General features: G+C 73.3%; 17 protein-coding genes. 7 read left to right on the plus strand and 10 right to left on the minus strand.

Annotated features, from left to right (window positions below; translation table 11 throughout):
• Window positions 1-79 precede the first annotated feature (79 nt).
• On the plus strand, window positions 80-1,501 hold the full coding sequence (locus BN344_RS06550; RefSeq protein ID WP_231486539.1) for a S1C family serine protease: 1,422 nt from the start codon (window positions 80-82) through the stop codon (window positions 1,499-1,501).
• A 44-nt stretch (window positions 1,502-1,545) separates the two neighbouring features.
• Window positions 1,546-2,826: a DUF445 domain-containing protein gene (locus BN344_RS06555; RefSeq protein WP_051515595.1), complete on the plus strand. Its 1,281-nt coding sequence runs from the start codon at window positions 1,546-1,548 to the stop codon at window positions 2,824-2,826.
• A gap of 12 nt (window positions 2,827-2,838) precedes the next feature.
• Here BN344_RS06555 and BN344_RS06560 read toward each other — a convergent pair whose 3' ends face one another.
• From BN344_RS06560 to BN344_RS06585, 6 genes are read right to left on the minus strand one after another with little or no spacing between them, the layout of a single operon-like run.
• Entirely contained in the window at window positions 2,839-3,315 is a 477-nt protein-coding gene (locus BN344_RS06560) for a CBS domain-containing protein (RefSeq protein ID WP_231486542.1), read from the minus strand.
• 24 nt (window positions 3,316-3,339) lie between these two features.
• Window positions 3,340-4,317, minus strand: a complete 978-nt coding sequence (gene rlmB, locus BN344_RS06565) for a 23S rRNA (guanosine(2251)-2'-O)-methyltransferase RlmB (RefSeq protein ID WP_231486543.1) — start codon at window positions 4,315-4,317, stop codon at window positions 3,340-3,342.
• A complete protein-coding gene (gene cysS, locus BN344_RS06570) occupies window positions 4,299-5,699 on the minus strand; it encodes a cysteine--tRNA ligase (protein WP_040337431.1) in 1,401 nt (466 codons plus the stop codon). Before cysS ends, rlmB begins: the two co-directional genes overlap by 19 nt.
• Before the next feature lie 10 nt (window positions 5,700-5,709).
• Window positions 5,710-6,231, minus strand: coding sequence for a 2-C-methyl-D-erythritol 2,4-cyclodiphosphate synthase (gene ispF / locus BN344_RS06575; RefSeq protein ID WP_051515596.1), 522 nt, complete (start codon window positions 6,229-6,231; stop codon window positions 5,710-5,712).
• Window positions 6,228-6,887, minus strand: a complete 660-nt coding sequence (gene ispD, locus BN344_RS06580) for a 2-C-methyl-D-erythritol 4-phosphate cytidylyltransferase (protein ID WP_040337432.1) — start codon at window positions 6,885-6,887, stop codon at window positions 6,228-6,230. Before ispD ends, ispF begins: the two co-directional genes overlap by 4 nt.
• 38 nt (window positions 6,888-6,925) lie before the next feature.
• On the minus strand, window positions 6,926-7,408 hold the full coding sequence (locus BN344_RS06585) for a CarD family transcriptional regulator (RefSeq protein WP_040337433.1): 483 nt from the start codon (window positions 7,406-7,408) through the stop codon (window positions 6,926-6,928).
• Between the two features lie 123 nt (window positions 7,409-7,531).
• On the opposite strand from BN344_RS06585, the gene BN344_RS06590 reads away from it, so the two are divergent.
• From BN344_RS06590 to disA, 4 genes are all read left to right on the plus strand, one after another.
• Complete coding sequence (locus tag BN344_RS06590) at window positions 7,532-8,386, plus strand: UbiA family prenyltransferase (protein WP_051515597.1); 855 nt, start codon at window positions 7,532-7,534, stop codon at window positions 8,384-8,386.
• Between the two features lie 140 nt (window positions 8,387-8,526).
• A complete protein-coding gene (locus BN344_RS06595; RefSeq protein WP_040337434.1) occupies window positions 8,527-9,171 on the plus strand; it encodes a copper chaperone PCu(A)C in 645 nt (214 codons plus the stop codon).
• Between the two features lie 58 nt (window positions 9,172-9,229).
• The gene (gene radA / locus BN344_RS06600; protein ID WP_051515598.1) at window positions 9,230-10,594 is read left to right on the plus strand and encodes a DNA repair protein RadA; all 1,365 of its coding nucleotides are present in this window, start codon (window positions 9,230-9,232) and stop codon (window positions 10,592-10,594) included.
• A gap of 112 nt (window positions 10,595-10,706) precedes the next feature.
• Window positions 10,707-11,792 carry a DNA integrity scanning diadenylate cyclase DisA gene (disA, locus tag BN344_RS06605; protein WP_040337436.1) on the plus strand — a complete coding sequence of 362 codons (1,086 nt, stop codon included), beginning with the start codon at window positions 10,707-10,709 and terminating at the stop codon, window positions 11,790-11,792.
• Window positions 11,793-11,808: 16 nt separating this feature from the next.
• On the opposite strand, the gene BN344_RS06610 is transcribed toward disA, so the two are convergent.
• The gene (locus BN344_RS06610) at window positions 11,809-12,504 is read right to left on the minus strand and encodes a MucR family transcriptional regulator (RefSeq protein ID WP_040337437.1); all 696 of its coding nucleotides are present in this window, start codon (window positions 12,502-12,504) and stop codon (window positions 11,809-11,811) included.
• 74 nt (window positions 12,505-12,578) lie between these two features.
• On the opposite strand from BN344_RS06610, the gene BN344_RS06615 reads away from it, so the two are divergent.
• Complete coding sequence (locus tag BN344_RS06615) at window positions 12,579-13,472, plus strand: HhH-GPD family protein (RefSeq protein WP_040337438.1); 894 nt, start codon at window positions 12,579-12,581, stop codon at window positions 13,470-13,472.
• Window positions 13,473-13,530: 58 nt separating this feature from the next.
• Here BN344_RS06615 and BN344_RS06620 read toward each other — a convergent pair whose 3' ends face one another.
• The 3 genes from BN344_RS06620 to lysX form a co-directional block, all read right to left on the minus strand.
• The gene (locus BN344_RS06620; RefSeq protein WP_040337439.1) at window positions 13,531-16,062 is read right to left on the minus strand and encodes an ATP-dependent Clp protease ATP-binding subunit; all 2,532 of its coding nucleotides are present in this window, start codon (window positions 16,060-16,062) and stop codon (window positions 13,531-13,533) included.
• 325 nt (window positions 16,063-16,387) lie between these two features.
• Window positions 16,388-16,735 (minus strand): histone-like nucleoid-structuring protein Lsr2, encoded by a 348-nt coding sequence (locus tag BN344_RS06625; protein WP_040337440.1) that lies wholly within the window; start codon window positions 16,733-16,735, stop codon window positions 16,388-16,390.
• A gap of 151 nt (window positions 16,736-16,886) precedes the next feature.
• Window positions 16,887-18,392 (minus strand): bifunctional lysylphosphatidylglycerol synthetase/lysine--tRNA ligase LysX, encoded by a 1,506-nt coding sequence (gene lysX / locus BN344_RS06630; RefSeq protein WP_040338065.1) that lies wholly within the window; start codon window positions 18,390-18,392, stop codon window positions 16,887-16,889.
• Window positions 18,393-18,397 lie beyond the last annotated feature (5 nt).

The raw sequence follows: 18,397 nt of genomic DNA on the forward strand, positions 1-18,397 counted from the left end.
CCAGCCGCGCGGCAGCGCGTGGCGGGACAGTGGGGCCGTGGCGCCGGTCGGATGGCCGCGCCAAGGGAGGAATCGACCAGTGAGCGAACACGGACCCTCGGGTCCCACCGGCCCGGCCGAGCCGTCCGACGGCGCCGTCGAGCGGCCCGACGACGGCCAGCAGCGGCCGGAGGCCTCGGCGGCTCCCGGACCGCAGCCCTACGGCTCCGGTCCGTACCCCCGGACTCCCTACGGCCCACCCGCGTACGGGCAGTCCCCGTACACCCGCCCCTACGGCCAGGCCGGACCGGGCCAGCCGGCACCGCAGCCGTACTGGGGCCCCCCACGGATGCAGACGACGCCCGTGCCCACCGGCTACGGGACGCCGCCGCCCGCCGCTCCCGGCGCGTCCGAGCCGGCAACGCGCCGCACCGGTCGCTTCCGCACGGGGCTCGCGGGGCTCGTGGCCGGCGCACTGATCGGCGGAGCCGCCGGCGCCGGCGTCGTCACGCTCGTCGACGACGGCGGCACCTCGGGCGGTTCACCCGCCGCGGCCCAGAACGTCGTCATCGAGAACCCCGAGTCGGCGACCACCGCGACCGCGGCGGCCGCGAAGGCCGCGCCGAGCGTCGTCACCATCTACGTCACCGGGACCGGGGGCTCCGGCAGCGGGTCGGGCGTCGTCCTCACCGAGGACGGCTTCGTCCTCACCAACAACCACGTCGTGGCCGGTGAGGACGGGCGCTCCGGCACGGTGCAGGTGCGCACCAGCGACGGCACCCTCTTCGACGCCGACGTCGTCGGCACCGATCCCGCCTCCGACCTGGCAGTGGTCCGCCTCGACGCCGAGGGGCTGACCCCGGCCACCTTCGCCGACTCCGACGACGTCCAGGTGGGCGACATCGCCGTCGCCATCGGCGCCCCGCTGGGTCTGTCGAACACGGTCACCGACGGCATCGTCAGCGCCACCGGCCGCGCCGTAGCCACCGGCGGGGGGCAGGACGAGGCCACGGTCATCGACGCCATCCAGACCGACGCCGCGATCAACCCGGGCAACTCCGGGGGCGCCCTGGTGAACGGCGCCGGTGAGGTCATCGGCATCAACACCGCCATCGCCACGGTCGCCTCGGGCAGCTTCGGCGGCGAGGCGCAGAGCGGCAACATCGGCGTGGGCTTCGCCATCCCCAGCAACAGCGCCAAGCGGATCAGCGACGAGCTGATGGAGACCGGCGAGGCCACCCGCGCCTACCTCGGCGTCAGCGCCCGCACCGCGTCCGACGGCGGCAACCGCGAGGTCGGCAGCGGCGCGGAGGTCGTCAGCGTCGAGTCCGGCACCGCCGCCGAGGACGCGGGCATCGAGGTCGGCGACGTCGTCACCGCGGTGGGCGACCGTCCGGTGACCACCTCCACCGAGCTCACCGCCGCGGTGCGCAGCCAAGCCCCGGGCGAGACCGTCGAGCTGAGGGTCCGGCGGGACGGGAACACCCGCACCATCGAGGTGACGCTGGGCTCCACCAGCTGAGTCCGCCGGCGCGGGTGGCGGGTCGGGGTCCTTAGGCTCGGTGCGTGCCGGACCTCCTGCCGTCCCTCCCGCTGACCGCCTCGCTGGACGATCCGCAGCGGGCGCGCGACCTGGCCCGGATGAAGCGGATGGCGACCGGGCTGTTCGTGCTCGCCGCCGTCGTCTTCGTCGTCTGCACGCTCGTGGGCACCGAACAGGGCGCCTGGATCGGCTACGTGCGCGCCACGGCCGAGGCGTCCATGGTCGGCGCCCTGGCCGACTGGTTCGCCGTCACCGCGCTGTTCCGGCACCCCTTGCGGCTGCCGATCCCGCACACCGCGATCATCCCGCGCAAGAAGGACCAGATCGGCGCCAGCCTGGGCACCTTCGTGCAGGAGAACTTCCTCACCCGCACGGTGATCGAGGAGAAGCTCGGCACCATGGACGTCCCCGGGCGGCTCGGGATCTTCCTCGCCGCTCCCGGGCGGGCCGAGCGCCTCTCCGGGGACGCAGCCGCCGCGCTGTCCGCCCTCACCGACCTGCTCCGCGACGAGGACCTCGAGCCCGCCGTCGCCGCCCTGGTGCAGCGCAAGCTGCACGAGACCCCCGCCGCCCCGGCGCTGGCGCGGGTGCTGGAGCTGGTGGTCGACGGCGACCGGCACCAGGAGGTCCTCTCCGCGGCCCTCCGGCTGATGTCCCGGTTCCTCGAGGACAACCGGCTGGTCTTCCGCGCCCAGCTCGGCGACGCCTCCCCCGCGTGGGTGCCCGACTGGGTGGACGACCGGGTGTTCGACCGTGCGTTCGCCGGCATCCAGCGCTTCCTCGACGAGGTCGGCGCCGACCCGCGGCACCCGCTGCGCCACGACTACGACGTCCGCCTGCGGGCGTACGCGGAGGCGCTGCGCACCGACCCGGACGCGGCCGCCCGCGTCGAGGGGCTGAAGAAGGAACTGCTCGAGCACCCGGCGGTGCGCACCTGGTCGGGCTCGCTCTGGGGCAACGCGAAGACCGCCGTCCTCGCCGCGGCCGCCGACCCGGACTCGGAGCTGCGCGCCCGGGTCACCGCCCTGATCCTCGAGGGCGCCCGCATGCTCGAGTCCGACCCCACGGTCCGCGAACTGGTCCAGCGGCACGCGGCCGGCGTCGCCGGCTACCTGGCGGAACGGTTCTCCGGCGACGTCGCCGACCTGGTGAGCAGCACCGTGGCCCGCTGGGACACCGACGAGACCAGTCGCCGGATCGAGCTGCAGGTCGGCCGTGACCTGCAGTGGATCCGGGTCAACGGCACCGTCGTCGGCGGGCTCGCCGGCCTGGTGATCTACACCGTGGCCCAGCTCATCGGCTGAGCCCGCCGGCCGTCAGGGCGTCTGGATGTAGTCGACGAGCTGCCGGCGCTCCGTCTCCAGCTCGTCGAGCCTTGCCTTGACGACGTCGCCGATCGACACGATGCCGACCAGCGCCCCGTCGGCGACGACCGGGACGTGCCGGACCCGCTGGTCGGTCATCGTCCGCGCGAGGCCGTCCACGCTGGCGTCCGGCGGGCAGGTGTGCACCGACTGCGTCATCACGCTGGAGACCGGTTCGGCGAGGAGCCCGGCCCCGTGCTCGTGGAGTCCGCGGGCGACGTCCCGCTCGGAGATGATGCCCTCGACGCGGCGGCCGTCGGAGGACACGACGAGCGCGCCGATGCCCTTCTCGGCCAGCAGTTCGAGTGCGGCCCGGACGCTGTCCGACGCATCGATGGTGGCGACCTCGGGACCCTTGCGGCGGAGCAGTTGGCTGATCTGCACAGGTTCCTCCTCGGGAGCGGTGCCGCGGAGTGTGCCCTGGATCACGTGGTCAGGGCAACGTTCGCCGGATCAGCGGCGGGCCATCCCCGCGGCGTACAGCGCGATTCCCGCCGCGACGCTGACGTTGAGCGACTCGGTGTCGCGATCGATCGGGATGCGGACGACGACGTCGCACTTCTCCCGCACCAGCCGCGACAGCCCGGTGCCCTCGGCCCCGACGACGAGCGCCACCGGGTCGGCGAACCCGTCGTACTCGTGCAGGTCGACGTCGCCGTCGCCGGCCAGACCGACCGTCTGCAGGCCGGCGTCCTGGTAGCTCCCCAGGGTGCGGGCCAGGTTGACCGCCCGCGCCACCGGGATGCGCGCCGCGGCGCCGGCGCTCGTCCGCCAGGCCGAGGCGGTCATCCCCACCGCGCGACGCTGCGGGACGACGACGCCCTGGGCGTCGAAGGCGGCGGCCGACCGGACGACCGCACCCAGGTTCCGCGGATCGGTGACGCCGTCCAGCGCCACGATCAGCGGGGGCCGGCCGGAGTTGCGGGCCAGGTCGACCAGGTCGTCCGGGTGCGCGTAGTCGTAGGGCGGCACCTGCAGGCCGATGCCCTGGTGCAGCGCGCCCTGGGACATGCGGTCGAACTCGGCCTTGCCGACCTCCATCAACGGCAGCCCGCGGTCGGCGGCCAGGGCCAGCGCCTCGGTGATCCGCTCGTCGGTGGCCCGTGCGGTGTCCCCGGTGACGACGTACAGCGCGGTCGCCGGGATCTGCGCCCGCAGCGCCTCGACGACGGGGTTGCGGCCGAGGAGGAGCTCCGGCGACTCCTCCTGCCGCTGGCGGGCACGGGCGCGGTCGGCGCGCTGCCGCTCCTGGGCCTGCGCCTTGCGCTGGGCGGGATGGCCGTAGCGCTGCTCGGCCGGCGGGGTGGCACCGCGTCCGGCCAGCGAGCGACGGTTCTTGCCGCCGGTCCCCGCGGTGGCGGTCTTCTTGCCGGCGCCGGTCGAGCGGCCGCGGCGCTGGCTGTTGCCGGCCATCAGCGGGTCAGCTCCCATCGGGTTCCTTGCGGGGTGTCCTCGACGGAGACGCCGAGAGCGGTGAGCCGGTCGCGGATCGCGTCCGCGGCCGTGAAGTCCTTGCGGGCGCGGGCGGCCTGGCGCTGCTCGAGCGCGAGCGCGAGCAGCCCGTCGGTGGCCCGCCCGAGGCGGTCGTCGGCGCCGGCCGCCCACTGCGGGTCGAGCGGATCGAGGCCGAGGACGCCGAGCATGGCGCGGGTCGCGTCCAGCGCGGCGCGGACGGCCGCGTCGTCGTCGTCGGCCAGGGCGGTGTTGCCCTGTCGCACGGCCTCGTGGACGGCGGCGATCGCCGCCGGCGTCCCCAGGTCGTCGTCCAGGGCGGCGCGGAAGGCGTCGGGCAGTTCGTTGGTCGCGATGTCCCCGCCCACCCTCTCGGCGGCGCGCTTCACGAACGACTCGATCCGCCGGTAGCCGGCGGCCGCCTCCTCGAGCGCGGTGTCGGTGAACTCGATCGCGGAACGGTAGTGCGGCGCGACCAGGTAGTAGCGCAGCTCGACCGGTCGCACCCGCTGCACCACCTCGTCGACCAGCGCGGTGTTGCCCAGCGACTTGCTCATCTTCTCGCCGCCGAGGGTGACCCAGCCGTTGTGCAGCCAGTACCGGGCGAAGCCGTCACCGGCGGCGCGCGACTGCGCCTGCTCGTTCTCGTGGTGCGGGAAGCGCAGGTCCAGGCCGCCGCCGTGGATGTCGAACTCGGCCCCGAGGTACTTGCCGACCATGGCCGAGCACTCGAGGTGCCAGCCCGGACGGCCGCGGCCCCACGGCGTGTCCCACGACGCGGTCTCGGGCTCGCCCTCCTTGTGGGCCTTCCACAGGGCGAAGTCGCGAGGGTCGCGCTTGCGGTCGTCGCTGTCGGTGTCGGCGGCGGGCTCGAGGTTCTCCAGCTTCTGCCCGGTCAGCGCCCCGTACTCGGGGAAGGAACGGACGTCGAAGTAGACGTCGCCGTCGACGGCGTAGGCGTGCCCGCGGTCGATCAGCCGCTGCATCAGCGTGACCATCTCCGGGATGTGGCCGGTGGCGCGCGGCTCGTACGTGGGCGGCAGGACGCCGAGGACGGCGAGCGCCCGCGTGGCGGCCAGTTCGTTGTCGTACGCCCAGGCCCACCACGGGACGTCGTGCTCGGCCGACTTCGCGAGGATCTTGTCGTCGATGTCGGTGACGTTGCGGACGTAGGTGACGTCCAGGCCGCTGTGCGTCAGCCATCGACGGAGCACGTCGAAGGCGAGCGCGGCGCGGACGTGACCGATGTGCGGGCGTCCCTGCACGGTGAGCCCGCAGACGTAGACGGAGGCCTGACCGGCACGCAGGGGCGTGAAGTCGCGGACCGCGCGGGCGGCCGTGTCGTACAGGCGGAGGCTCACCGCCCGGAGTCTACGGAGTGGCGGAGGGCCCTTCTGCCTGCGGAGAGCCCGCATCCCTCGTCCGGACCACCAGCGCGGTCGCCACGGCGGCCCGCCCCTCGCCCCGGCCGGTCAGCCCGAGCCCGTCGGTGGTGGTGGCGCTCACGCTCACCGGGGCACCGAGCGCGGCGGAGAGCACCGCCTCGGCCTCCGCCCGGCGCGGGCCGACCTTGGGGGTGTTCCCGATCAGCTGCACCGACGCGTTGCCGACCTGCCAGCCGGCGTCCGCGAGGACCTCCCGGACGTGGGCGAGGACGTCGGCGCCCCGGGCGCCGGACCAGCGCGGGTCGTCGGTGCCCAGCAGCCCGCCGATGTCGCCCAGGCCCGCGGCGGAGAGGACGGCGTCGGTGAGGGCGTGGGCCACGACGTCGCCGTCCGAGTGCCCGGCGCAGCCGTCGGCGTCCGGCCACTCCAGACCCGCCAGCCAGCAGGGGCGACCCGGCTCGACCGGGTGCACGTCGGTCCCGGTGCCGACGCGGGGCAGCCCGGTCACCGGGCCACCTGCGCCTCGGCCAGCGCGAGGTCGTGCGCGACGGTCACCTTCGCGGCCCGCTCGTCTCCGGGGACGGTGACCACCGGGACCCCGGCGGCGCGGACGACCGCGGCGTCGTCGGTGAGATCGGCGTCGGCCGGGAGACCGGAGTACGCGGCGGCGAGGACGGCGCGGTCGAACCCCTGGGGGGTCTGCACCCGGCGGAGCGTCGCGCGCGGAGGCACCTCGGTGATCACGCCGGCATCGTCCACGACCACCGTGGTGTCCACGACCGGCAGGACCGGGACGACGGCCGGGTGGCCGTCCCCGAGGGCGGCCAGGACCCGGCGCACGAGGTCCGGCGGGGTCAGCGGACGGGCCGCGTCGTGCACGAGGACGACGTCGGCGCCCGCGGTCGCGGCGGCGAGACAGGCGCGCACCGAGCCGGTCCGGCTGGCCGCTCCGTCGACGAGGCGGACACCGGGCAGGGCGGCGGCGAACGCGTCCCGCTGGGCCGCGGGCACCGCGACGACGATCTCGGCCACCCCGCCGGCGCGCAGCGCGTCGACCGACCAGGCGACCAGCGGTCGACCGGCCAGCGGAACCAGCGCCTTCGGCAGGTCCGCCCCCAGACGCGAACCACTCCCGGCCGCTGCGACGATCGCGACAGCGTGCACGGGAGTGGTCCGGTTCGTCCTGGGGTGCTGAGGAGTGCTCAGCTGGCGAGGACCTCGTCGAGCAGGATCTCGGCCTTGTCCTCGTTGGTGCCCTCGGCGAGCGCGAGCTCGCTGACCAGGATCTGGCGCGCCTTGGAGAGCATGCGCTTCTCCCCGGCGGAGAGCCCGCGGTCCTTGTCGCGGCGCCACAGGTCGCGGACGACCTCGGCCACCTTGTTCACGTCACCCGAGGCCAGCTTCTCGAGGTTCGCCTTGTAGCGGCGCGACCAGTTGGTCGGCTCCTCGGTGTGAGGCGCGCGCAGCACCTCGAAGACCTTGTCCAGGCCCTCCTGACCGACGACGTCGCGGACGCCGACGATCTCTGCGTTGTCAGCCGGTACCCGCACGGTGAGGTCGCCCTGGGCGACCTTCAGCACGAGGTAGGCCCTCTCGACGCCCTTGATGGTCCGCTGCTCGATCGCCTCGATCAGCGCGGCACCATGATGCGGATAGACGACGGTCTCGCCGACAGTGAAGCCCATGTGAATGTGACCCCTTTCGCTGACTCCAGGCTACCACGGCAGACTGACCGAACGGACCTCGGTCGTGCCGTAAAGGTGCAGGTCAGAGGCCCGATCCGCTTCGGAGAGGGGGTTGACAGAGCCATGCCCGGTGTGCGTCAGCCCACGCCGCGGACCCCGTCGGCGGCCGCACTGGCGCGCGCGACGCACCTCGGTCCGGCGGTCGCGGTGACCACCGTGGCGACCCTGCTCGCCGTCGCCGCCGGCGCGGGCGCCGGCCGGGCGGCGCTCGTCTGCGCGGCCGTTCTCGCAGGTCAGGCGTCCATCGGCTGGAGCAACGACTGGCTCGACGCCGACCGGGACCGCGCCGTCGCGCGGCCCGACAAGCCGGTGGTGCAGGGTGCCCTCGACCCCGCGGCCCTGCGCGCGGCCGCCCTCGCCGCCGTCGCCGCCGCCGTTCCGCTGTCCCTGCTCCTCGGGGTCGTGCCGGGGTTGCTGCTCCTGGTCCTCGTGGCCAGTGGCTGGGCGTACAACGCCGGGTTGAAGCGCACCGCCGCGTCCGTACTGCCCTACGTCACCGGGTTCGGGGCCCTGCCGGCCGGAGTCGTCGCCGCGGCCCCCGGCACGCCGTCGGCCCCCTGGTGGCTGGTCGCCGCGGGCGGCGCACTGGGGGCCGCGGCCCACTTCGCGAACGTGGCCCCCGACCTCGAGGACGATCTCGCCACCGGGGTCCGGGGACTCCCCCACCGGCTGGGCGCCGTTCCCTCCGGCGCGCTCTGCGCCGCGCTGCTGCTGGCCGCGTCCGTCGCACTGGTCCTCGGCCCCGACGGCCCCCCGACCGCGGCCGGCTGGACGGGGCTCGCGATCGCCGTCCCGGTCGCCGCCACGGCCGCCCTCGCGGGCACCGGTCGAGCGCGGCGGCTGGCCTTCCCCGCCGTCATGCTGCTCGTCGTCCTCGACGTGGTCCTCCTGCTGGCCGGCGGCGCCGGCGTCACCTGAACCGCGCCCGCGCGCGGGCCCGGAAGGATCGCCCCCCTTCCCTGCGGGCGGTCCCCCGGGGGCGACCGTTAGGCTCCAGTCGATCCTCGCGCCACCCGTCCCGCGGTGGCCGGACCGAACCTGTGTGGAGGTCGACGGCTGTGAACCGCGCTCTGCGCGCCGCCACCCTGTGCGTTGCGCTGCTCTCCCCCGTCGCGCTCTCCGCGTGCAGCGCGGGGCAGGTCACGCAGACGGCGACCCAGGACCGGGACCGGACCGGGGCGATGGCCCAGGTCGGCGACATCACCCTGCGCCAGGTGCAGGTCGTCAACCCGCGCGGCGGAGGCTCGTACGACGCCGGCGACGACGTCGATCTGCGGATGGCGATCGTGAACACCGGTCGGGAGGACGACACCCTCACCTCCATCGAGGGTGAGGGCTTCTCGTCGGTCGAGATCACCGGCAGCGAGACGGAGGCAAAGAACCGAGGCGTCTCGCTGGGCCAGCTGCCCGTCGGGTCGTCCGGCGAGATCGAGGTGCCCGCCGGCACCACGCTGATCATCGGCGAGGACGACCTGACCGTCACCCTGACCGGCCTGGACGAAGCGCTCACCGTCGGCAAGTACCTCACCCTGGTCCTCACCTTCGAGAACGCGGGTGAAATCACCGTGCAGGCCACGGTCGCCACCCCGTCCCGGACGATCGAGCGGGCCGAGAGCTTCGACTTCCACCACTCGGAGGAAGCCAGCGAGGGCGCGGAGGACATCGCCCGCGAGCGCGAGTCCGACATCGGCGACGAGGACTGACCTCCCGGCCCCCCGGCGCTTCCCGCTTCCTGTCGTAGGCGCGGGTTAGCGTCGCCGCGTGCCGCCCGCCGGAGTGAAGACAGCCCGCCCTGCCCACCGCTGCACGGAGTGCGGCTACGCCTCGGCGAAGTGGGTGGGTCGCTGCCCGGAGTGCCAGGCGTGGGGCACGATCCAGGAATCCGGCTCGACCGCTCCTGCGCTCCGGTCGGTCGCCGCCGGCCCCGTCACCGCCCCTGCCCGGCCGATCGCCGAGGTGGAGCTGGCCGGCGCCCGCGCGGTGCCGACGGGCATCGGCGAGTTCGACCGGGTCCTCGGCGGCGGGCTGGTCCCCGGCGCCGTCCTGCTGGTCGCCGGCGAGCCCGGCGTGGGCAAGTCCACGCTGCTGCTCGAGGTGGCCCACCGCGTCGCGGCGAACAACGGCCCGGCGCTCGTCGTCTCGGGCGAGGAGTCCGCCGGCCAGGTACGCCTGCGGGCCGAGCGCATCGGTGCCCTGCACGAACGGCTCTACCTGGCCGCCGAGACCGACCTGTCGGCCGTGCTGTCCCACGTCGAGCAGGTGAACCCCACGCTGCTCGTCCTCGACAGCGTCCAGACCGTGCGCTCGCCCGGCGAGGGCACCGACGGCGGCGCCACGCAGGTGCGAGCCGTGGCCGGAGCGCTGACCGCCGTCGCCAAGAGCCGCGGCATGACCACCATCCTGGTCGGGCACGTGACCAAGGACGGCGCCATCGCCGGCCCGCGCACCCTGGAGCACCTCGTCGACGTCGTCATCGCCTTCGACGGCGAGCGGCACTCCACGCTGCGGCTCGTCCGCGCCACGAAGAACCGCTTCGGCCCGGCCGACGAGATCGGCTGCTTCGAGATCGGGGACGCCGGCGTCGTGGGCGTCCCCGACCCGTCGGCGTTGTTCGTCTCCCGCCGCGCCTCCCCGGTCCCCGGCAGCTGCGTGACCGTCACGATGGAGGGCAGCCGGCCGCTGCTCGCCGAGGTGCAGGCGCTGGTCGCCAGCTCCAGCGGTGGTGGCTCCCCGCGTCGGGCGGTCAGCGGCCTCGACGCCCAGCGGGTGGCGATGGTCAACGCCGTCGTCGAGCGCCGAGGGGGCGTGAAGCTGGCCGACGCCGACGTGTTCGCGGCCTCCGTCGGCGGCGTGCGCATCGCCGAGCCCGCGGCCGATCTCGCCCTCGCCCTGGCCATCGCCTCGGCGTCCCGGGACCGCGCGCTCCCCTCCGGGATGATCGCCCTGGGCGAGGTGGGGCTCTCCGGCGAGATCCGGCGGGTGGGCGGGACCGGCCGTCGCCTGGCGGAGGCCGCCCGGCAGGGCTACCGGGTGGCGTTCGTGCCCGAGGACTCCGGCAACCCGCCGCCCGGGATGAGGCTGATCGAGGTGCCCGATCTCGGCTCGGCCTTCCAGCGGGTGTTCTGAACCCGACCGTCTCGCATCTGGCATCCTGACCCCGGGCCGATGACCGGACGGTGCTCCGGAACCGCCCCGGCACGTAGACTCGCCTCGTCCACCCCGACCGTCAGGAGTGCTCGTGCCAGCCGCTGAGGACCCCGACGTCGCACTGCGCGAACTCCTCGGTCGCATCGCCCCAGGGACCGCGCTGCGCGACGGGCTGGAGCGGATCCTCGCCGGTCGCACCGGTGCGCTGATCGTCCTGGGCTACGACCGGGTGGTCGAGTCGCTGTGCACCGGCGGGTTCGCCCTGGACGTGGCCCTCTCGGCCACCCGGCTGCGCGAGCTGGCCAAGATGGACGGCGCGGTCATCGTGTCCTACGACGGCTCCCGGATCGTGCGTGCCGGCGTGCACCTCATGCCCGACCCCACCGTCCCCACCGAGGAGTCGGGCACGCGGCACCGCACGGCGGAGCGGGTGGCGATCCAGACCGGCTTCCCGGTCATCTCGGTCAGCCAGTCGATGCACATCATCAGCGTGTACGTGGCCGGACGCCGCTACACCCTCGAGCACCCCACCACCATCCTGGCCCGCGCCAACCAGGCCCTGGCCGCCCTGGAGCGCTACAAGCTGCGCCTCGACGAGGTGGCCAGCACGTTGTCGGCGCTGGAGATCGAGGACCTCGTCACCGTCCGCGACGCGATGAGCGTCAGCCAGCGGCTGGAGATGGTCCGCCGGATCGCGGACGAGATCGAGGGCTTCGTCGTCGAACTGGGCACCGACGGCCGCCTGCTCGCGCTGCAGCTGGACGAGATGCTGGCCGGCGTCGAAGAGGACCGCGGCCTGCTGGTCCGCGACTACCTGCCCGGCGGCGGGCGCCGGACCCGCTCCATCGACCAGGTCCTCACCGACCTGCGGGCGCTCTCGGCCACCGAGCTGCTCGACCTGTCCGCGGTGGCCCGCTGCTACGGGCTGCCCACCTCGCCCGACGCCCTCGACTCCCCCGTCAGCCCACGCGGCTACCGGCTGCTCAACCGGGTGCCGCGGCTGCCCTCGGGGATCATCGACCGGCTGGTCGACCACTTCGGCGGCCTGCAGAAGCTGCTCGCGGCCACCATCGAGGACCTGCTGGCCGTGGAGGGCGTGGGCGAGGCCCGCGCCCGCGGCATCCGCGAGGGCCTGTCCCGCCTCGCCGAGACCTCGATCCTCGACCGCTACAGCTGACCGAAGACCCCGTCGCTCAGGTGAGCGCGAGAGACGCGTCCGGCGAGCTCTTGGTGTCCAGCCGGCCCCGCACGGCGTAGCTGCCCGGGGGCGGAGTCGACCGCGGGGCCGCGCAGCCCGGCAGGCTGGTCAGCCCGCCCCAGACCACCGGGAAGACGACCGCCTCGCCAGGCGCGAGCGTGCGGACATCGCTGCTGGCCTCGGGGAAGCAGTCGTTGCTGCCCCAGACCCGCTCGCCGGCGGCGTCGAGCATGATCAGCTCCTGCAGGTTCTTGTCCAGCGCCCGGACGCACGGCACCGCCGACGCGTTGGTGACCACCAGGTCGAACGTCGGCTTGCTGCCGACGGCCGCGGAACCGGGGGTGCGCACCTCGATCGCCAGCATGTCGTCCGTGCAGGGTCCACCGGCCACCGGGGCCGGAGGTGCCGCGGTCACCGGCTCGGCCGCCGCCTCCGCCGCCGCGGCAGCGGGCGGGACCGGCGCCGGCGTGCGCACGGCGGTCAGCGACGGGACGACCTGCTCCAGCGCCGGCGAAGGCATCTGCCCGCCCACGGTGTCCGTCGCCGTCGTCGCGCCGCTCGTGGCCCGGCCGGACACCAGCGCGATCCCGCCGACCGCAGCCCCGCCCAGCACGGCCACGAGCAGGGTCAGCACGAGCAGCCGGCGGCGCCAGTAGACGCGCGCCGGCAACGGCCCGACCGGGTGCAGCACGCGCGGAACGCTAACGGCGGCCCACCCCCGCCCCGCACCGGCACGCCGCTGCCGGGACGGCACACTGGACACCCGTGACCAGCCTTCCCACCCGCCCCCCGGGTCCCGACGTCGGTGACGTCGTCGTCGACTGGTTCGCCACCGCCGCCCGGGACCTGCCGTGGCGTCGGCCCGGCGTCGACGCGTGGGCGGTGCTGGTCAGCGAGGTGATGCTCCAGCAGACACCGGTCGCGCGCGTGGAGCCGGTCTGGCGGGAGTGGCTGGAGCGCTGGCCCACCCCGTCGGCACTGGCCGCCGCGAGCCCCGCCGAGGTGATCCGTGCCTGGGGGAAGCTCGGCTACCCGAGGCGGGCGCTGCGGCTGCGCGACGCCGCCGCGGCGATCGCCGAGCGGCACGGCGACGTCGTCCCCGCGGACGTGACCGCGCTGGAAGCGCTACCCGGCATCGGCACCTACACCGCGCGGGCGGTGGCCTGCTTCGGCTACGGGCAGCGGCAGCCGGTGGTGGACACCAACGTCCGCCGGGTCGTCGCCCGCCTCGCACACGGCCGGGCCGAGGCGGCGCCGGCGCGGGCCGCCGACCTGTCCGACGTGGCGGCGCTGGCACCGGACGACGACGCCCGGGCGGTGCGCTTCTCCGTCGCCGTCATGGAACTGGGGGCGCTGGTGTGCGTCGCCGGCACGCCGCGCTGCGGGGCCTGCCCGGTCCGCGACCGGTGCGCGTGGCGGCTGGCCGGCTCCCCGCCGCACGACGGGCCGGCCCGGCGGGTGCAGAAGTTCGCCGGCACCGACCGGCAGGTGCGCGGCCGGCTGCTCGACATCCTGCGCGCGGCGTCCGAACCGGTGGACGCCGCCGCGCTGGAGCCGGCGTGGGACGACGCGGTCCAGCGCAGCCGCTGCCTGGACTCACTGCTCGCCGACGGCCTGGTGGAGCAGACCGAGGACGACCTCTTCCAACTCCCGGGCTGAACGGCGAAGGGGCCGCCCCCACCTCGCGGTGAGAGCGGCCCCTGTCGTTCGTGCCGGGTTACTCGGCGGCCGGGCGGTCCTCGTCACCCTCGGCGCCCGAGAGGGCCACCGGCGGGGTGTCGGGGAGGTCGATCGGCTTGGCCTCGCCGCGGAAGGTGAACTTCTGCGCGGCACCCTCGGCGTCGTCGACGTCCACCACGATGATCTGACCGGCGGTCAGCTCGCCGTAGAGGATCTTCTCGCTCAGTGCGTCCTCGATCTCGCGCTGGATGGTCCGGCGCAGCGGCCGGGCACCCAGGACGGGGTCGAAGCCCCGGGAGGCCAGCAGTCGCTTCGCCGCGGGCGTGATCTCCAGCGCCATGTCCTTGTTCCCCAGCTGGGTCTCGAGCCGGGCGACCATCAGATCGACGATCCGGATGATCTCGTTCTCGGTCAGCTGGTGGAACACGACGATGTCGTCGATGCGGTTGAGGAACTCCGGCCGGAAGTGCTGCTTGAGCTCCTCGTTGACCTTCAGCTTCATCCGGTCGTAGTTCGACTGGTCGTCGTTGCCGGCCTGGAATCCGAGCCCGACGGCCTTGGAGATGTCCCGCGTACCAAGGTTGGTCGTGAGGATCAGGATCGTGTTCTTGAAGTCCACGATCCGGCCCTGGCCATCGGTGAGGCGGCCATCTTCCAGCACCTGCAGAAGTGTGTTGAACACATCCGCGTGCGCCTTCTCGATCTCGTCGAAGAGCACCACCGAGAACGGCTTGCGGCGCACCTTCTCGGTCAGCTGACCACCCTCGTCGTAACCGACGTAACCGGGAGGGGCACCGACCAGACGCGAGACGGTGAACTTGTCGTGGAACTCGCCCATGTCGATCTGGATGAGCGCGTCGTCCTCACCGAACAGGAACTGCGCCAGAGCCTTCGCCAGCTCGGTCTTACCGACACCCGAGGGGCCGGCGAAGATGAACGAGCCGCCCGGACGGCGGGGGTCCTTGAGGCCCGCCCGCGTACGCCGGATCGCCTGGCTGACGCTCTTGATGGCCTCTTCCTGGCCGATGATCCGCTTGTGGAGCTCGTCCTCCATGCGGAGCAGACGCGAGGTCTCCTCCTCGGTGAGCTTGAAGACGGGGATGCCGGTCCAGTTGGCCAGCACCTCGGCGATCTGCTCGTCGTCGACCTCGGCGACGACGTCCATGTCGCCGGCCTTCCACTGCTTCTCGCGCTCGGCCTTCTCGCCCAGGAGGGTCTTCTCCTTGTCGCGCAGCGACGCGGCCTTCTCGAAGTCCTGCGCGTCGATCGCCGACTCCTTCTCGCGGCGGACGGCCGCGATCTTGTCGTCGAACTCGCGCAGGTCCGGCGGGGCGGTCATCCGCTTGATCCGCATCCGGGCGCCGGCCTCGTCGATCAGGTCGATCGCCTTGTCCGGGAGGAAGCGGTCGGAGATGTACCGGTCGGCCAGCGTCGCGGCGGCCACGAGCGCGCCGTCGGTGATGCTGATCCGGTGGTGCGCCTCGTACCGGTCGCGCAGACCCTTGAGGATCTCGATGGTGTGCTGCAGCGTCGGCTCGCCCACCTGGATCGGCTGGAAGCGGCGCTCGAGCGCGGCGTCCTTCTCCAGGTGCTTGCGGTACTCGTCGAGCGTGGTGGCACCGATGGTCTGCAGCTCGCCGCGGGCCAGCATCGGCTTGAGGATGCTGGCGGCGTCGATCGCGCCCTCGGCGGCACCGGCACCGACGAGGGTGTGGATCTCGTCGATGAACAGGATGATGTCGCCGCGGGTGCGGATCTCCTTGAGCACCTTCTTGAGGCGCTCCTCGAAGTCACCGCGGTAGCGGGAACCGGCGACCAGGGCGCCGAGGTCCAGCGTGTAGAGCTGCTTGTCCTTCAGCGTCTCGGGCACCTCGCCCTTGACGATGGCCTGCGCCAGGCCCTCGACGACGGCGGTCTTGCCGACGCCGGGCTCGCCGATGAGGACCGGGTTGTTCTTGGTCCGCCGCGACAGGACCTGCATGACCCGCTCGATCTCCTTGGCGCGCCCGATGACCGGGTCGAGCTTGGAGTCGCGCGCGGCCTGGGTCAGGTTGCGGCCGAACTGGTCGAGGACCAGCGAGGTCGACGGGGTGCCCTCGGCGGGGCCGCCGGCCGCGGCCGGCTCCTTGCCCTGGTAGCCGGAGAGCAACTGGATGACCTGCTGGCGGACGCGGTTGAGGTCGGCGCCGAGCTTCACCAGGACCTGGGCGGCGACGCCCTCGCCCTCGCGGATCAGGCCGAGCAGGATGTGCTCGGTGCCGATGTAGTTGTGGCCGAGCTGGAGCGCCTCGCGCAGCGAGAGCTCGAGCACCTTCTTCGCCCGCGGGGTGAAGGGGATGTGGCCGGACGGGGCCTGCTGGCCCTGGCCGATGATCTCCTCGACCTGCTGGCGGACGCCCTCGAGCGAGATGCCGAGGGACTCCAGTGCCTTGGCAGCGACGCCCTCACCCTCGTGGATCAGACCCAGGAGGATGTGCTCGGTGCCGATGTAGTTGTGGTTGAGCATCCGGGCCTCTTCCTGGGCCAGGACGACGACACGGCGGGCTCGGTCGGTGAACCGTTCGAACATCTGCTGCTTCTCCTTCGACCGGCTGGTCCGGCACTGCCCTCCCCGTGCTGGGAAGGAGCACCCGACATTCCGTCGGCGCTGGGGGCACCGGTCATTCCACTGTAGTCGCGAACCATGCCGTCCTGTCGCGGTGCGACCGGTGCGGTGGATGGCTGCTCGGTGCAACCGAGGGTGCCCAACAGGTGTTCCGATCCCGTTACGCCGTCAGCGGACGACCCGGCGCGTCGTCCATCCCTGCGCTGGCGCCCCAGGACACACGTTCGGCCCGGCTCCCCGAGGGGGAACCGGGCCGAGACGGTGACCCGTCGGTGCGACGGGTGCTGGTTCAGTGAGCGGCTTCGTAGGCCTCGACCACGCTGGCCGGGATCCGGCCGCGGTCGCTGACCTGGTGGCCGTTCTTGCGCGCCCAGTCACGGATCGCGCCGGCCTGCTCGCGGTCCATGCGGCCGCCGGTGGCCCGCGAACGACCGCCGCCGGAGGCGCCGCGGCTGCCGCGACCCACCTTGCGAGCGGCGGAGACGTACCGCGAGAACACGTCGCGCAGTTCCTTGGCGTTCTTCTCCGCCAGGTCGATCTCGTACGAGGTCCCGTCCAGCGAGAAGCTCACGGTCTCGTCGGCGGGGAGATTCTCGTCGAGGTCGTCGCTCAGAATGACCTGAACCTTGCGCGCCATCGAGTTCCTCACATTTCATTGCAGGCCGGAAGGCCGTTGGGAATCGCCCTCCGAAGAGAGCCGACGTGATCATTGCACCATACGGCGCTGCAATTCCACCACAGCGGGGGCGCGCGATCCTTTGTGGTGAATCGGATCCGATTGGTTCCACTCAGGAACTGATTGGCCTGACCAGCGGGAACAGGATGGTCTCGCGAATTCCGAGTCCGGTGAGTGTCATCATGAGACGGTCCATCCCCATGCCCATCCCGCCGGTCGGTGGCATTCCGTACTCCAGGGCCTCGAGGAAGTCCTCGTCGAGCGCCATCGCCTCCGGATCGCCGGCCGCGGCGAGCACGGCCTGCGCGGTGAAGCGGTCCCGCTGCACGACCGGGTCGACCAGCTCCGAGTACGCCGTCGCCCGCTCGATGCCGCCGATGTAGAGGTCCCACTTCTCGGCCAGACCCGGCGACGAGCGGTGCCCCCGCGTCAGCGGCGAGGTGTCCAGCGGGTAGTCGACGACGAAGGTCGGCGCCTGGAGGGTGTGCTGCACCAGCGCCTCGAACAGCTCCTCGACGACCTTGCCGTGGATCCATGCCGGGTCGATGCCGACGTCGTGCCGGTCGGCGAGGGTCCGCAGCACCTCGATCGGGGTCTCGGGGGTGATCTCCTCCCCCACCGCGTCCGACACCGCCGTGTAGAGCGGGACCTGCGGCCACTCCCCCGACAGGTCGACCTCGGTGCCGTCGTGGTGGCGGGCGGTGTGGTCGCCGAACAGCGCCACCGAGGCGTCCTGGATCAGCTCGCGGGTGAGCGTGGCCATCACCTGGTAGTCGGCGTAGGCCTGGTAGGCCTCGAGCATCGCGAACTCCGGGGAGTGCGAGCTGTCGGCGCCCTCGTTGCGGAAGTTCCGGTTGATCTCGAACACCCGGTCCAGCCCGCCGACGATGCACCGCTTGAGGAACAGCTCCGGCGCGATGCGCAGGTAGAGGTCGAGGTCGAACGCGTTCATGTGCGTCCGGAACGGCCGGGCGGCGGCACCGCCGTGCACGGTCTGCAGCATCGGGGTCTCGACCTCGAGGTAGCCGCGGGACACCAGCCCGGCGCGCAGCGAGGACATCACCGTCGCCCGCTGGCGCACGGTGCGGCGCGCCTCGTCGCGCACGATGAGGTCGACGTAGCGACGTCGGACCCGCAGCTCCTCGCTCATCGGCTTGTGCGCCACGGGCAGCGGGCGCAGCGCCTTGGCGGTCAGCTGCCAGGAGTCGGCGAACACCGAGAGCTCGCCGCGCCGCGACGTCCCCACCTCGCCGCTGACGAAGACGTGGTCGCCGAGGTCGACGTCGGCCTTCCAGGCCGCCAGGGACTCCTCGCCGACGCGGTCGACCGACAGCATGACCTGGAGCTCGGCGTCGCCCTCGCGCAACGTCGCGAACGCCAGCTTGCCGGTGTTCCGGGAGAAGATGACCCGGCCGGTGATGCCCACCTGCTCGCCGGTCATCGTGTCCGGCTCCAGGTCGGGGTGCGCGGCGCGGACGGCGGCCAGCGTCGTGGTGCGCGGAACGGTCACGGGGTACGGGTCGATGCCCGACTCCCGGAGCCGGTCGAGCTTGGCGCGGCGGACCCGCATCTGCTCGGGCAGCTCGTCGTCCAGCGGACCAGGGGGTTGCTCGCTCACGGGCA

The organism is Candidatus Blastococcus massiliensis AP3 (assembly GCF_000582785.1).
GTDB classification, from domain to species: domain Bacteria; phylum Actinomycetota; class Actinomycetes; order Mycobacteriales; family Geodermatophilaceae; genus Blastococcus; species Blastococcus massiliensis.

Coding starts and splice junctions, on each gene's coding strand:
- BN344_RS06590 (WP_051515597.1), top strand. CDS start 7,532: ATGCCCGGTGTGCGTCAGCCCACGCCGCGGACCCCGTCGGCGGCCGCA.
- BN344_RS06585 (WP_040337433.1), bottom strand. CDS start 7,408: ATGGGCTTCACTGTCGGCGAGACCGTCGTCTATCCGCATCATGGTGCC.
- rlmB (WP_231486543.1), bottom strand. CDS start 4,317: ATGGGAGCTGACCCGCTGATGGCCGGCAACAGCCAGCGCCGCGGCCGC.
- BN344_RS06625 (WP_040337440.1), bottom strand. CDS start 16,735: ATGGCGCGCAAGGTTCAGGTCATTCTGAGCGACGACCTCGACGAGAAT.
- BN344_RS06620 (WP_040337439.1), bottom strand. CDS start 16,062: ATGTTCGAACGGTTCACCGACCGAGCCCGCCGTGTCGTCGTCCTGGCC.